Origin of the sequence: Sphingobium sp. (genome assembly GCF_035511395.1) — a bacterium.
GTDB lineage: Bacteria > Pseudomonadota > Alphaproteobacteria > Sphingomonadales > Sphingomonadaceae > Sphingobium.
In genome coordinates this window covers 1-14,413 of record NZ_DATKFP010000059.1, presented here as the reverse complement: position 1 = coordinate 14,413, position 14,413 = coordinate 1, and the positions used below count along the sequence as shown (strand labels likewise).

At 60.6% G+C, this 14,413-nt stretch carries 11 protein-coding genes, 1 tRNA gene and 1 pseudogene; 2 read left to right on the top strand and 11 right to left on the bottom strand.

What is annotated here, in order from left to right:
* The 7 genes from VMR39_RS03440 to VMR39_RS03410 all read right to left on the bottom strand — a co-directional run.
* Positions 1-548 (bottom strand): class I tRNA ligase family protein (locus tag VMR39_RS03440; protein WP_325414375.1); only part of this gene is annotated, 548 nt, incomplete at its 3' end.
* 44 nt (positions 549-592) lie between these two features.
* Entirely contained in the window at positions 593-1,561 is a 969-nt protein-coding gene (locus VMR39_RS03435; protein WP_325414373.1) for an AAA family ATPase, read from the bottom strand.
* The gene (tmk, locus tag VMR39_RS03430) at positions 1,558-2,184 is read right to left on the bottom strand and encodes a dTMP kinase (protein ID WP_325414371.1); all 627 of its coding nucleotides are present in this window, start codon (positions 2,182-2,184) and stop codon (positions 1,558-1,560) included. Before tmk ends, VMR39_RS03435 begins: the two co-directional genes overlap by 4 nt.
* Positions 2,181-3,344: a D-alanyl-D-alanine carboxypeptidase family protein gene (locus VMR39_RS03425; RefSeq protein ID WP_325414369.1), complete on the bottom strand. Its 1,164-nt coding sequence runs from the start codon at positions 3,342-3,344 to the stop codon at positions 2,181-2,183. The genes tmk and VMR39_RS03425 overlap by 4 nt, the downstream gene beginning before the upstream one ends.
* A gap of 47 nt (positions 3,345-3,391) precedes the next feature.
* Positions 3,392-4,396, bottom strand: coding sequence for a septal ring lytic transglycosylase RlpA family protein (locus tag VMR39_RS03420; protein ID WP_325414367.1), 1,005 nt, complete (start codon positions 4,394-4,396; stop codon positions 3,392-3,394).
* On the bottom strand, positions 4,380-5,429 hold the full coding sequence (locus tag VMR39_RS03415) for a lytic murein transglycosylase (RefSeq protein WP_325414365.1): 1,050 nt from the start codon (positions 5,427-5,429) through the stop codon (positions 4,380-4,382). Before VMR39_RS03415 ends, VMR39_RS03420 begins: the two co-directional genes overlap by 17 nt.
* A gap of 162 nt (positions 5,430-5,591) precedes the next feature.
* Positions 5,592-5,681 (bottom strand) — tRNA-Ser (locus VMR39_RS03410).
* Positions 5,682-5,857: 176 nt separating this feature from the next.
* Here VMR39_RS03410 and VMR39_RS03405 point away from each other — a divergent pair.
* A complete protein-coding gene (locus VMR39_RS03405) occupies positions 5,858-7,072 on the top strand; it encodes an FAD-dependent oxidoreductase (RefSeq protein ID WP_325414363.1) in 1,215 nt (404 codons plus the stop codon).
* Positions 7,073-7,144: 72 nt separating this feature from the next.
* Here VMR39_RS03405 and VMR39_RS03400 read toward each other — a convergent pair.
* The 4 genes and pseudogenes from VMR39_RS03400 to VMR39_RS03385 form a co-directional block, all read right to left on the bottom strand.
* Positions 7,145-8,015, bottom strand: a pseudogene (locus VMR39_RS03400) (OmpA family protein).
* 1,043 nt (positions 8,016-9,058) lie between these two features.
* A complete protein-coding gene (locus VMR39_RS03395; RefSeq protein WP_325414361.1) occupies positions 9,059-9,400 on the bottom strand; it encodes a PilZ domain-containing protein in 342 nt (113 codons plus the stop codon).
* A 117-nt stretch (positions 9,401-9,517) separates the two neighbouring features.
* Positions 9,518-12,253 carry a preprotein translocase subunit SecA gene (secA, locus tag VMR39_RS03390; protein ID WP_325414359.1) on the bottom strand — a complete coding sequence of 912 codons (2,736 nt, stop codon included), beginning with the start codon at positions 12,251-12,253 and terminating at the stop codon, positions 9,518-9,520.
* Positions 12,254-12,388: 135 nt separating this feature from the next.
* A complete protein-coding gene (locus VMR39_RS03385) occupies positions 12,389-13,450 on the bottom strand; it encodes a hypothetical protein (RefSeq protein WP_325414357.1) in 1,062 nt (353 codons plus the stop codon).
* 132 nt (positions 13,451-13,582) lie between these two features.
* Between VMR39_RS03385 and VMR39_RS03380 the strand changes: the two genes are divergently transcribed.
* Positions 13,583-14,413: bifunctional ornithine acetyltransferase/N-acetylglutamate synthase (locus VMR39_RS03380; protein ID WP_325414355.1), on the top strand; the 831-nt coding region annotated here is incomplete at its 3' end.

Here is a 14,413-nt window from a genome sequence, read left to right as displayed (position 1 = left end):
TCGGGCTGGCCGTTGTAAAGTTTGAGCAGCCGATCCTGATAAGCAGACAGGCGAAAGAACCAGCTTTCCTCGACGGTCCATTCGACCGGCGTGCCTTGGGGCGAGAGCTTGACGCCCCCTTCCCCTTCGGTGACTTCCTTTTCGTCGTAAAAGGCTTCGTCGCGGACCGAATACCAGCCCTCGTAACGGCCGAGATAGAGGTCGCCATTGGCCTCCATAGCCTGCCAGATGGCTTGGCTGGCGCGGTGATGATCCGGCTCGCTGGTGCGGATGAAACGATCATAACTGATGTTCAGATTGTCGTTCATATCCTTGAAATAGGACGACATTTCATCGGCAAGTTCGCGCGGTTCGATGCTTCGGCCGCGCGCCGTCTGCGCCATCTTCAGCCCATGTTCGTCAGTGCCGGTCTGGAAGAAGACATCGCGACCCATCATCCGCTGAAAACGGGCGACCGCGTCAGTGGCGATCACCTCATAGGCATGGCCGATATGCGGGCGGCCGTTGGGATAGGAAATGGCGGTGGTGATGGTGAAGGGTTTGGACATGGCGCCATCCCTAGCGCCAGTTGTTCCTGCCGCAAAGTCGCTTTTCAGGCCGAGGGCGCCAATGCCGCGACATGCCCGGCCAGTTCGAACACCACTGCTGCCGGATCAAGCGACAGGATGATCGCCCCGCCCGCCAGGTGCCGCGCCTTTTCCCAGTGATCCAGCGCCTGCCCCAATGCCGGCCCCTGCCGCGTGCGTGCGGCCTGGGCGATGAACATGGGTGCGCGCTCCAGAAACGCCTCATAGCGTGGCTTTGCGGACTTGAGCGCCAGCGCCTTCGCTAGGGCGAGGCGCTGGCGATTGCCGGGGTCGCCCTGGGCCGCGAGACTGTGCAGCGTCCGCTCGATTTCCGACAGGTTGAGGCCGGCATAACGGAGCGCCTGACCGGGCGATCCCTCCCCTGCCCTCACCAGCGCGTCCATCTCCTGCGGCGACAGTTTGTCGTCGACAGCGCGGAGTGCGGCGCGCATCTTAGCATCGTCCAGCAGATCAAAGCGCAAAGTGCGGCAGCGCGAACGGATGGTTGGGAGCAGGCGGCCCGGTGCATGGCTGACCAGCAAGAACAGCATGTCGGCCGGTGGCTCTTCCAATGTCTTGAGCAGCGCATTGGCCGCTCCGCGCTCCAGATCGTCGGCGCTGTCGATTACTACGACGCGGCGCGATGACAGAGAGGGAGCCGAATGGATCAGGCGTTGCAGGCCCCGCACCTGATCGACGCTGATATTGCGCGCCGTGACGCCATCCTTTTCCAGCGGCGCCAGTTCGGCATAGTCGGGATGAGCAGCCGCTTCGATCAGGCGGCGGGTCGGGTGGCTTTCCGGAACGGCAAACCCTTCCTCCTCGATCGGTGGACCGGCGGCATCGGCCAGCAGTCGCATCGCCAGTGCGCGCGCGAAGCTGCCCTTGCCGATGCCTTTCGGACCGGAGAGAATCCAGCCATGGTGCATGCGACCGCTGCTGACCGCCGTCATCAGGATATGGGCCTGTGCATCATGACCCAGAAGTGACGTCATGGCAGGAGGTCTTCGATCGTTTCAAGCAGCCTGACCGTCACGACCTCGGCTGGGCCGGAGGCGTCAACGGCGCGGACACGCTCGGATTCCTCGCGTGCGAAGCGGGCGAAGGCATCTGCTACGGCGCGATGAAAGTCGTTGGCGCGCCCGCCGATCCGGTCGGAAACATCACCGTCGCGCGCCTTCGCCCGATCTGTCGCCTCTTCCTCGGGAAGCGTTAGCAGCAAGGTCCGGTCGGGTAGAAATCCTGCGCTGCCGATCCGATGCAGCGTCAATATGTCGGCGTCGCTCAGCACACCCTGTCCCTGATAGGCACGGCTGGAATCGAGGAAACGGTCCGACAGCACCCAGGCGCCACGTTCCAGTGCGGGACGGATCGTCTTTTCGATATGATCCGCACGCGCCGCGGCGAACAGCAGCGCTTCGGCGTAAGGACTCCAGCGATCGGCGCCGCCTGTCAGCAGCAGAGCGCGGATCGCTTCCGCGCCCTCGCTTCCGCCCGGCTCACGGGTTTCAACCACCTCCATGCCGCGCACGCGCAAGGCGGCTGCGAGCGCGCGCAACTGCGTTGACTTGCCCGCGCCCTCGCCGCCTTCCAGCGTGATGAAGCGACCCGAACTCACCCGAAGAGCGACTTCATGCCGTTCCAGAGGCGACCGAAAATGCCTGCTTCGGCAACATCTTCGCCAGCGACCAGCGGCAATACCTGCGGCGGCGTGTCGGGGGTCTGCACGATCAGCTGGGCGATCTGCTGGCCCTTGGTGATCGGCGCCTTGATGGGGCCGGTATAGACGACCTTCACCTGCACCTTGGCCGATGCGGTGCGGGGGAGCGTCACGGCCATATTCTGCGGCGCGACCAACGGCACGCTTGTGGCGCTGCCCAGCTGGATTTCGGCGGTTTCGACGGTCTGGCCCTTCTTGAACAGCGGCTGCGCCTTCCACGCTTTGAAGCCCCAGTCCATGAAGCGCACGGATTCCGCGATACGCTGGTTGGAACTAGTCAGGCCAGCGACCACCATGACGATACGGCGGCCATCCTGTTCGGCCGATCCGGTGAAACCGAAGCCGGCTTCCTCGGTATGTCCGGTCTTGCGGCCATCAGCGCCGGCGATCTTGCCCAGGATCGGGTTGCGGTTCCCCTGGTTGATGTCCGTGCCACCCATGGTCTTGCCCCAGGTGAAGGAACGGGTGGCGTAGAAGCGCTTGTAGAGGTCAGGCGTTTCCTCGACCGTCGCCTGCGCGAGCTTCGCCAGATCCTCGGCGGTCACATATGTGACGCCTTCGTCCGGCCAGCCATTGCTGGTGCCGAAATGGCTGTTGTTGAGTCCGAGGCGCTTAGCTTCCTCGTTCATCAAGGCAACGAAGGCCTGTTCGGTGCCGGCGATGCCCTCCGCCATCACGACGCAGGCGTCATTGCCGGACAGGGTAACGATGCCGTGCAGCAGATTTTCGACCGATACCTGTTCACCGACCGAAAGGAACATCGTCGATCCGGCCTGCGGACCATGCCACTGCTTCCAGGTTTCAGGGCGGACGGTGAACTTGGTGTCGAGCTTCAGTTCGCCCTTCTGGATCAGACGGAAGGCGACGTGGGCCGTCATCATCTTCGCCATGGAGGCTGGCGGCATCCGGGTTTCGCCGCCCTTGTCATACAGCACCGCGCCCGACGACAGATCCTTCATATAGGCGATCGGCGCTTCGCTGGTGTAGGGCGGCGCGGCCGCGATCAACGGTTGGGCCAGCAGCCCGACGGCGAGGAGGACTGCAACGCTTTTCTTCATCGGAAACTGCCTTCGACTAGGATGGAATCGCTCTCAAACTGCGATGTTTATTGTGCGTCATTAGCCATGACGCGCGCATTCTCAAAGCCCTTGGCGGCAGCGGCGCGTACACCGGCCTGCGCAGCCTGCTGGGTCGGATAGGGACCAAGGCGCACACGCCACAAATTGCCTGCCGATGCGACATGCGCGCCGACGCTTTTGGCGACGGCTTCGGCGCGCGCCCGGGTCGAGAAAGCGCCTACCTGCACGGTATAGCCGCCCTGGCGGGGAGGCACGGCGGCGGGTGCCGGTGCCGGTGCGACAGGCTTGGCCGGGACCGGTTTAGGCACTGGCGGCGAGGATACTGGCTTCGATGCAGGACGCGCCGCCGACAAGGGTTTGTCGAAATCGGCGCCGGGCCGGGATGCGGGAGCCGGTCTGGCGGTTCCGGCGATCGGCTTGGGCGTGGCCGGAGAAGCCATGGCCGGGTGGCTGGCGGGCAGTTTGTTTTTCAGTACCTTGAGCAGCGACGCCGGCGTTTCGAGCCGTTCGGCCGCCCGGCCCTGACTGCGGAGCATTGCGCGATCCTGTTCGGGGGGATTGACTCGGCGGACACGGACAGGAATGTCGCCGCCGCTGACGCCAAGCTGTTCGGCAGCGCCCGGCGACAGCGCGATCAACTGATCGTTGCGCATCGGGCCACGATCGTTGACGCGCACCAATATAGTCTTGCCGGTGTCGATTGCGGTCACTTCGACATAGCTGGGCAACGGCAAGCTCTTGTGCGCGGCGGTGATCGCAGCGGGAGCGAAGGCTTCTCCATTTGCGGTGGCATCGCCCTTGCTGCCGCCAGCGGACAGGCCGGCATAGCCGACCTCGTCATAATAAGCGGGATCGGACGGCGTGTAGGTGACGCCGCCAATGGCATAGGGATCGCCCAGATAGACGGGAGTATCTGAAGCCGTTTGGCTCGAGATGGCCGCGCCTGCTCGCTTTGGCCGTGCGTCCGCAGCGTTGCAGGCAAGCATCGCCAGCGTCAGGGCCCAGGCGACGCCCTTATTGTTTGACCGCATCCGCCAGCAATCCCACCGACAAGGCATAGAAGTTGGAGCAATTATAATCGAGGATCACCCGATAATTGCTGGTGAGAAGATAAGCGGTCTTACCCGGCCCGTCCGGCTCCAGCAGAGTGGCGAGCACGCTGTCGGCTGGCCAGCCGCCGCCCGCCGGGATCAGTCCGAGCTTGCGCCATTCGGCGATGGTCAGCCAGCGGCTGTGCCGATTGAACACCCGTGGGCAGCGGGGCGCAGTGGTGCGGGCGGTGACAGCGGCGCGGTTGAAGCTGGCAGGCACGGACACCGCTACACCCCAAGGCTGACCACGCCGCCAGCCCGAATGGACGAAATAATTGGCGATGGAGGCGAGCGCGTCCGCTTCGCTGGTCCAAATATCCGCCTTGCCGTCTCCGTCGCCGTCCTTGGCGAGGCGCAGGTAGACGCTGGGCAGGAATTGCGGATAGCCGGTGGCGCCCGCCCAACTGCCGATTAGCCGGCTGCGCGGCACGCCATTGTCCAGCATCTTGAGCGTCGCCAGCAACTCCGGCTCGAACAGGGTACGGCGACGCCCTTCCCACGAAAGGGTGGCGAGCGAGCGGATCAGGTCGAAGTCGCCGGTGTAGGAGCCATAATTCGTCTCATGGCCGTAAATGGCGACCATGATCTCTTCCGGCACGCCGGTTTCCGCCTCGATCCGTGCCAGCCGCCCACGGTTCGTCTGATAGGCGGTCCGCCCGCGACCGATCCGCGCCGCATCGACATGCTGTCGGCGATAGGGTTCGAAATTGGGAATGGGCGAATAGGCACCGCCGCCCGGCTGGCTCTGGTCAAGCTGAACCACGCGCGGATTGGGCGTCAGCGTTGGAAAGACGCTATTTAGCGTCGCATCGCGGATACCCATGGCCCGCGCCTTGGGCCGTAAACTGTCGAGATAGGCTTGAAAACCGGCATCGTCCTGGGCCTGGGCTGGGCCGACCGCCAGGCTCCCACCCGTGACGGAAGCGAGCCCAAGCAACAATGAAAAAACGGATGAACGCAAAGAATCTCCCATGCCCCGTTGTTGCACATGGCCTACAAGGCGGGGAACCCCTTTATTGGAAAAGGTCCGTCGATTAGACGATGAACTGATCCATGCGCGATTTCATGCCCGGCGAAGTGGCTGATGCACGGAATTTTTGGAGGGCCGGGAGACGGATTGGCAATTGGCATGGAATGGCGGACAGGGTGGGATTCGAACCCACGGTGAGCGTAAACCCACGGCGGTTTTCAAGACCGCTGCCTTAAACCACTCGGCCACCTGTCCAGAGCGAGGTTCCCCTACAGCGGCAATCAACTTATTTCCAGCCCTTTGTCTCTCCAAAATTTCGATGACATCAATATCATTCCAGATCATTTGGTTGCGGAATGATCTTATTGTTATTTCTAGATACGGGAAAACTCGCACTTTGCGGGCATCGGGCCAAGGCGTAGGCTGCTTTTATGGCCGATCAAACAGCGCTCCCTGTAATAATCATCGGTGGCGGCCCTGCCGGGATGATGGCAGGTTTCCTGTTCGCGCGCGCAGGTGTCCGGACCATCGTCATGGAGAAGCATGCGGATTTCCTACGCGACTTTCGCGGCGATACAGTGCATCCTTCCACGCTGGGAATTTTCGATGAATTGGGCCTTCTGGACGCACTTCTTGCCCGAAAGCATGACAAGGTGGCATCGTTAGGTGCGGTCATAAGCGGTCGCGAATATCGGGTCGCCGATTTCAGCCGTCTTCCCGGTCCAACTCCTTTTGTAGCCATGATGCCCCAGTGGCATTTCCTTGACTTCGTGGCTGATGTCGCGCGGCGGTTGCCCGCTTTCACACTTCGCATGGAATCCGAAGCGATCGGACTGATCGAGGGCGGAACCCGTATCGCTGGCGTTAGGCTTGCAAACGGTGAAACGTTGGAAGCCAGTCTCGTGATTGCGGCAGACGGGCGGAGTTCCCGGATACGAGAGGCCGCAGGGCTGCCTCTTCAGGATCTGGGCGCACCCATTGATGTGCTTTGGTTTCGTGTGCCCAAGCCGCGGACTCCCGACAATCGTACCCAAGCCTATATCGACCGGGGAGAGATGATCGTCACGATCGACAGGGGTGACTATTTCCAATGCGCGCGCGTGATTGAGAAAGGTGCGGCGGACAGGATACGCGCCGCAGGGATAGAGCGTTTTCGGAAGGACGTGGCAACGACCGCAACGTCGCTGAGGCCACACATCGGAACCATCGCTGACTGGAGCGATGTCAAGCTTCTTGCTGTTTCACTGGATCGGCTGACCTGCTGGCATCGGCCTGGTCTCCTCGCCATAGGTGATGCGGCACACGCCATGTCGCCGGTCGGAGGAGTCGGCATAAACCTTGCGATCCAAGACGCGGTCGCCGCCGCCAATATTCTTACGGCGCCGCTATTAGCCCACCACGATCCCGATCCACTGCTGCATCAAGTGCGTGCGCGGCGGATGTTCGCAGTCCATACGATCCAGGCTGTGCAGCGCAGCATTCATCGAAATGTCATCGGATCCGCCATGCGTAATAAGGCTCCGTTCGCGCCGGCAGCGGTCCGCCTTCTTCAGGCGGTTCCTGCCCTTCAGGCTATCCCGGCTTGGCTGCTTGGTTTCGGCATCCGGCGCGAGCATGTGCTGCCCCCTGACGCAAAGCGACAATGAGGAAAGTCCGAGCTTGCTCCCTGTAAGCAGCGAGCCGCAACAATGGGTGGGCGTGATGCCCACCCAGCTTTTTCAAAGCCCGTCGAGGCCCTTGCTGACGAGGACATTCACAGCGACGCGCCGGTTCTGCGCCTTGCCTTCGATCGTATCATTGCTTGCAAGCGGGTCTGCTTCTGCCATGCCAGTGGGCGTCAGCATGCGATAGGGTTTCCAACCACAGGCCTGTTGCAGGTAATTAACCACGCGACCAGCCCGCTTTTCGCTAAGTTCCTGGTTAAACTCCTCGTCACCCGTGGAATCTGTATATCCTACAACCAGCAGCAGCGCGTTGCTCATCCCTTCGGCAGCGGTAGCCGCAGCGCAAAGATCGTTTTTCGCTTGAGCGGACAGTACCGCCTTACCCGTGTCAAAATTCACATTAGTCGTGCTCTTGACGTTATATTGGTCGATCTCGCCCATGCGGCCGCGCAGGGCGTCCGTTGCCGCTGTCTGCTCGTCGAAGCGCTGGGCAGTACCGTTATGGATCATAGATGCGGTCTTGAGATCTCTGTTCTGAAGATTGATCCGGCTTGCGACCAGGCTTTCACCCGACTGCATGGTCTTGACAGTGACCGGGACGCCATTGATCAACGATGTCGCCGCCAGCCTGCTGCGATTGAGGCCGAAAAAAACCCTTGCTGGCGCTGATCTTGGTGTTGTCGTTAATAACGATCACTGATTTGGTGCCGTCGTCGGCCGTTACTTGCATCCTGTCGCCGCTGCGTCCGGAAATAATCCCCTTGATATCTGGGCCCTCGGTCATTTCAGACGCAGGCATCGCTACTGTCGCCGAAATGTCGGCCGGCGGCGGCTCTTGCGTCTGCGCCGACAAGCTACCCGTCGATGCACCGGAAATCAGTGCAAGCAACAGGAGATATTTTGGGCTTTTTGAAACGACACTCATCACGCTACTCCTTCAAAATTCGACAAGGGCCTGGATGAATGCAGCTTTTCGTCTGATCGCGCGCGCGGCCGCACGCGCGATCACGTATTGAGCCGTCAGAACCCCCTCCATTTACCCTCACAAGCCATGTGCTACGGCGCTTCAAAGAACGTCGTAAACACAATGCCTGTTCATATTAACCTTTCTACCACATGAACAGGCAAGCCCCACTTTTGATCCTGCCGATAATTGGAGTGAAGTGCGCGACGAGTTGATGCTGGCGGCGCCTTGTAGGCTGACATTGATGTTGTCCTAATGTGTGATATAAACAATCGGCGAAGTATTTGAATGAAAAGTAATTTCCATATGGAGTGATTTACAGGGATTATCACTCAAAATCGTTGATCAGTTTTTGCATAGGAAATTCATTCGTTTACTACTATGCTTGCGATTGACGGAAGAGCTTTGTCATGCGGACAAAATGTCCGTATGAAAATTTCAGAAATTTTCCACAGAGTGGGATCTCTCAGTCGACAGACCGATCGAACGCCTACAGTTCCTGCCGCGACTGGAGTTAATTTATCAGAGCTGCGAGAATACCTCCCTCTATGCGAGCTATTCCCGCGAGCGCCCAATCTGTCGGACCCTTCTTTTGGCGATCGGGGCTTGCGGTCGCATTCCGCCGGAAAACAGCCGTAGTTAGGAAGAGGATTGAATTTCTAGCCGGGATCATTTTCGGGCTGGCCGCCTATGACTGTGCTGAAGGCGATAGTCGCGCACGACGGCAGCATGATTATCGGAGCCCGCAATAAGGGGCGTCGCGCGGGATCGAGTTCGATTTGGTAGGCAAAATTGCAAAGGGGATGCGTAATTCTGTTCCGTACCTATGCCTGCATGCGTTGCGCACCCGACGAGGATCAGTCGTCGGAGCTGGTTGCTGGCCCCGGACAGGCGCAAATGCTGTTCATGACGGTAGGCATCAGGCTCTGATAGTATAATAGAGAGGGGCAGCCGAGCGAGGTGGGAATTAGCCATTGCTCCTTGCGCGGATTGCCGTGATGTCGCTACTGAATACGCTGTTCAATGGCTGCCAGGCTTTCCGCGCTGGTTCCGGCATTGACCACGATCGCGACGGGATCGACCGGGCTGCCAAACAACAGGCCGCACTGATCGCATTGGCTCCAGATCAGCGTGGCGTCGCGCTCAAGATAGGGCAAAATCAGAATTACGCGTGAGCCGACTGGCGGCGGAGTAAGGCCAGCGAGCATGGCGCCATAGATCGATATGTTGCGGACGGTCGCTGTTTGCGTGATGCCGTCGTCGCCGACTAGCCGACCCTCGATATCGACATGATAGCGCCGGTCGCGTCGCTTCTCGGCGATCGCGCGGTAGACCAGCTGCTCCATTCCATTCCTCCGGTTTAGCCCCCCGGATTACCGAACAGAATGACAACGGGATCTTGCCAAATTGCTGCCGGGACTGGTTAACCAGCCCGGCAACATGGTTGGCTCAGGGCAGCCGGATCAGGCCAGCGCGCCGTGGCAATGCTTGTACTTCTGGCCCGAACCACAGGGGCAAGGCGCATTGCGGCTGATTTCCAGATTGGCGAACTCGCCTGCGGGAGCGGCGGCAACCGGCGCGCGGGGGATGGTGGTGGTGATGCCGGCAATCTGCCCCCCATCGATATCAGCGCTGTTATCCTCGCCCGAGAAGGGGTCGATGTGGGTCGTGATGAAATCAGGCAGCACCGGCAGGCCGTAATCCTGCATGGCCGGCTGTTCCATGCGGAACTGGACGCGGGCGATCGAGCCGGTCACATCCTCGCGGATATTTTCCAGCATCCGCTCGAACAGGGCGAAGGCTTCCTGCTTATATTCGTTGATTGGCGTCTTCTGCGCGTAGGCGCGCAGATGGACGACCTGACGCAGCGCGTCAAGCGTCGCCAGATGCTCCTTCCAGTGATGATCCAGGCTCTGGAGCAGGATCGACTTCTCGATCATGTGCCAGTCGGTCGACTCGACTTCCTTGACCTTCTCGGCGATGGATTCATCGGCCAGCGCGACAAGGCGTTCTTCAATCATTTCCGGATCGATGGCGTCTTCGGCCAGCCAGGAATCGAAATCGGGTTCAAGGCCAACGATTTCGGCCGTCCGGGCCTTCAGACGATCCATGTTCCACTGTTCGGGATAGGTGCCCGGCGGGCAGGATGCGCCGACCAGATCGTTCACCGTTTCGTGGCGCATGTCGGTAACGACATCGTCCACCGTATCGGCGTCCATGATGTCGCTGCGCTGTTCGTAGATGACCTTGCGCTGATCGTTCATCACGTCGTCATATTCGACGACCTGCTTGCGGATGTCGTAGTTGCGTGCCTCGACCTTCTTCTGCGCGGTCTCGATCGCCTTGCTCAGCCATTTGGATGGGGGCAAAGCCTCACCATCCTCCAGGTTGGACCGGATCATCTTGGCGAACATCGTGTCGGGGCCGAAGATGCGCATCAGATCGTCGTCGAGGCTGAGATAGAAGCGCGACAGGCCGGGGTCGCCCTGACGGCCCGAACGGCCGCGCAGCTGATTATCGATACGGCGGCTTTCGTGGCGTTCCGTCGCAAGCACGAACAAGCCGCCAGCGGCCAGCACTTCAGCCTTTTCGGCTTCGATCTCGGCCTCGATCCGGGCGATCGCGGCATCACGTTCCGGACCTTCCGGAGCGTCGCGCAGTTCATCTTCGACTCGCATTTCCAGATTGCCGCCCAGTTTGATGTCGGTGCCACGGCCAGCCATGTTGGTGGCGATCGTCACCGCGCCCTTGCGGCCCGCCTGCGCGACGATATGCGCTTCGCTTTCATGGAAGCGGGCGTTCAGTACTGCGTGCTTCACGCCTTCCTGATTGAGGAATTCGGACAGCATTTCAGATTTTTCGATCGACACCGTTCCGACCAGCACAGGCTGGCCCTTTTCGGCATGTTCCTTGATCGTGCGGGCAATACCCCGGAACTTATCTTCCAGATTCTTGTAGAAAGTATCTTCCTCGTCGATCCGCTGCACCGGCCGATTGGTCGGAATGGTAACAACGTTCATCTTGTAGATTTCGAAGAATTCGGTCGCTTCGGTCGCGGCCGTCCCGGTCATGCCACCCAGCTTCGGGTACATGCGGAAATAATTCTGGAAAGTGATCGAGGCCAGCGTCTGGTTTTCCGGCTCGATATTGACGCCTTCCTTGGCCTCCACGGCCTGGTGCAGGCCGTCCGACCAGCGACGACCGTCCATCATGCGGCCGGTGAACTCGTCAATGATGACGACCTTGCCGTCCTTCACGATATAATCGATGTCGCGGCGGAACATCACGACGGCACGTAGCGCCTGGTTGACGTGATGGACGACCTGCGTGTTCTCGAAATCGTAGAGATTGCTGCCCTGAAGTAGGCCGGCCTGCTCCAGCAGCCGCTCAATTTTTTCGGTGCCGTCCTCGGTCAGCGTAACGCTTCGCTGCTTCTCGTCTTTCTCATAGTCGGATTCGGTGATCTGCTTGACGATTGCGTCTACCGAGACATAAAGTTCCGACTTGTCGTCGGTCGGCCCGGAAATGATGAGCGGCGTGCGCGCCTCGTCGATCAGGATCGAGTCGACCTCATCGACGATCGCATAGTTGAACGGCCGCTGGACCATGGAAGCGCGGTCATACTTCATGTTGTCGCGCAGATAGTCGAAGCCTAGTTCGTTGTTCGTCGCATAGGTGACGTCGGCCTCATAGGCTTCGCGGCGCTGATCTTCCGACAGGTTCGGGACGATCACGCCGGTCGTAAGGCCAAGGAAGCGATAAACCTGGCCCATCCATTCGCAGTCGCGGCTGGCCAAATAGTCGTTCACGGTGACAACGTGAACGCCTTTCCCTTCCAGCGCATTGAGGTAAGTCGCAACGGTGGCGACCAGCGTCTTGCCCTCACCCGTGCGCATTTCGGCGATCTCGCCGCGATGGAGCACGATGCCGCCCACCATCTGCACATCGAAGTGACGCATGCCGAGCACACGGACGGAGGCTTCGCGTACCGTGGCGAAGGCTTCAGGAAGCAGATCGTCCAGCGTTTCGCCGGCGGCAAGGCGTTCACGGAAGCGGGCCGTCTGCGCGACGAGATCCTCATCCGACAGAACCTGCATGGCGGGTTCGAACGAGGCGATCTTGTCGACGATCTTGCCCAGCGACTTCACATAACGTTCGTTGGACGATCCGAAGATGGACTTGGCGAGTGCGCCGAACATGAGCTCTCCCTGAGCGAATAGACTGAAGGCGTAAGCATCGACGCCGGAAAAACAATTGTGCGGCAAATAGGCGTCGGTCGGGCCAACGTCAATTCGGCGTTGACCGTCCATGCACGGAAATGGGCTGATAAAGGTTTATTGGCGGAATTCCCGTGTCCTGATTTCTTCCAGAACCTCAGTCCAGCGCTCCGCGACGCGCCGTCGACCATAATGCTGGTCGAGATGTTCGCGGGCGCGGGCCAGCCGGACCTGCTCCGCCTCCCATTCGAAGGCATAGCGCGACAGTCCGTCCTGCCAATCGTCGAGCGCGATGAAGGGGCGAAGCTCCTCATAGGATTCGATCGAATCCGCGATGACGCCAAGGCCTGCCATGATCGCTGTCGCGGGCCGGTTGATCGATTTGCCAGCGGTATAGTCATTGCGGGATACGGGGATGATCGCCGCGCGATGCAGCTTCAGCGCGGCTGGAAAACTCACCAGCGACCAGGGCATGAAGAAACTGGGGATGCCCCAGTTTGGAGACGCCTGACGATAGACCGCCGGCTTGTTGTTGATGATCGTCAGGGTAATGGGATGCCGGACCGCAAACTGACGCAACTGCGCGACCGCTTCGTCCAACTGCCCGACGCCCGATATGCCGGCCATGTTGTTGCCAAACCACACGACGTGCAGCGCGCCTGGATGAGCCGCCAGAAAAGCGCGCAGCCGTCGGAGCCGAAAGCGCTCGATCATCGACAGGCGCAGACCTGAGAGGGTCGAGATATCCTCCAGCATGTCTGGAACCACGCGGACACGCCCCGCAATCTCCGGGGCCTGGGATACTAGCAGATCGCCCATTTTTTCGGTTGGGACCGTGACGAGGTCCGCCTGCGACAGGAACTGGTTGGTGCGCATGGCATGATGCGTCGATCCCTTGACCCGATTGTTCGCGAAGCGGTTGTCGCAAATGTCGAAGATCAGCCCGCATCCGGCTGCCTGGGCTGCCTGCGTCGCCTTCATCGCGCCCCGGCCGAAAGCCTTGGATATGATCACCGCATCATAGCCATCCAGTCCTTTCAGCTTCGGATAGCGCCGCACATCCAGCCCGGCATCGCGCAGGGCGGACATGGGTTCCAGCACGCGCAGCCGGATACTGGCTTTCTTTCGGGAATAGCGTTTGGCGTAGAAGGCAAAACGGCCGCCGCCGGTGACTGTCATGGATATGCTGCACTCTTGGAGGTGGCGCCTTATGCCCATGACGTCAGGAGGAACACAAGTCCGTCCGATTTTCCGGCACACCGAGCGCGCGAAACTCTGGCGTTCGCGAACAGCGCCCCCTATGGCGGCGGTATGGAAAAATCGCCACTCGCCCCCGCCGCCTTTCCGTCCCTGCCTGCCATCGAGGGCGTGACGCTGCGAACCGCGCGGGCCGGGTACAAGGCGTGGGAGCGTTGCGACCTGACCTATGTCGAAATGGACGCCGGGACCACCGTGGCGGGCGTCACGACGCAGAGCAAATGCCCCTCGCCCGAAGTCGAATGGTGTCGGGACGCCATCCCGATGGGATCGGCGCGTGCGCTGGTTGTCAATGCGGGCAACGCCAACGCTTTCACCGGTCATCGCGGCCGCGCGGCAGTCGAAGCGATTGCTGCCAAGGTCGCCAATCACCTGTCCTGCCAGCCTTCGGATATCTTCGTTTCTTCGACCGGCGTGATCGGCGTACCCCTGCCGATCGACAAGGCCGAGGCGGGACTGGAGGCCGCCTTCACCGCCGCACCGTGCGGCTGGGAGGACGCGGCAATCACGATCGGCACGACCGATACCTATCCCAAGGGCGCGCATGTTTCAGCCATGATCGGCGACAGCCGGGTCGAACTGGTCGGCATCATCAAGGGATCGGGCATGATCGCACCCGACATGGCGACGATGCTCGGCTATATTTTTACGGACGCCGCGATCGATGCGGCGCTGCTGCAACAGATGCTATCCTCCGCCAACAAGCGGACCTTTTCCTGCATCACGGTCGACAGTGACACGTCGACTAGCGACACCGTGCTGGCTTTCGCCACCGGCAAGGCAGGCAATGTGCCACTGACGTCGATGGACGATGCCGGCGTCGACGCCTTCCATGCAGCCCTGTCGGATTTGTGCCGCCAGCTGTCGCATCTGGTCGTGCGTGAC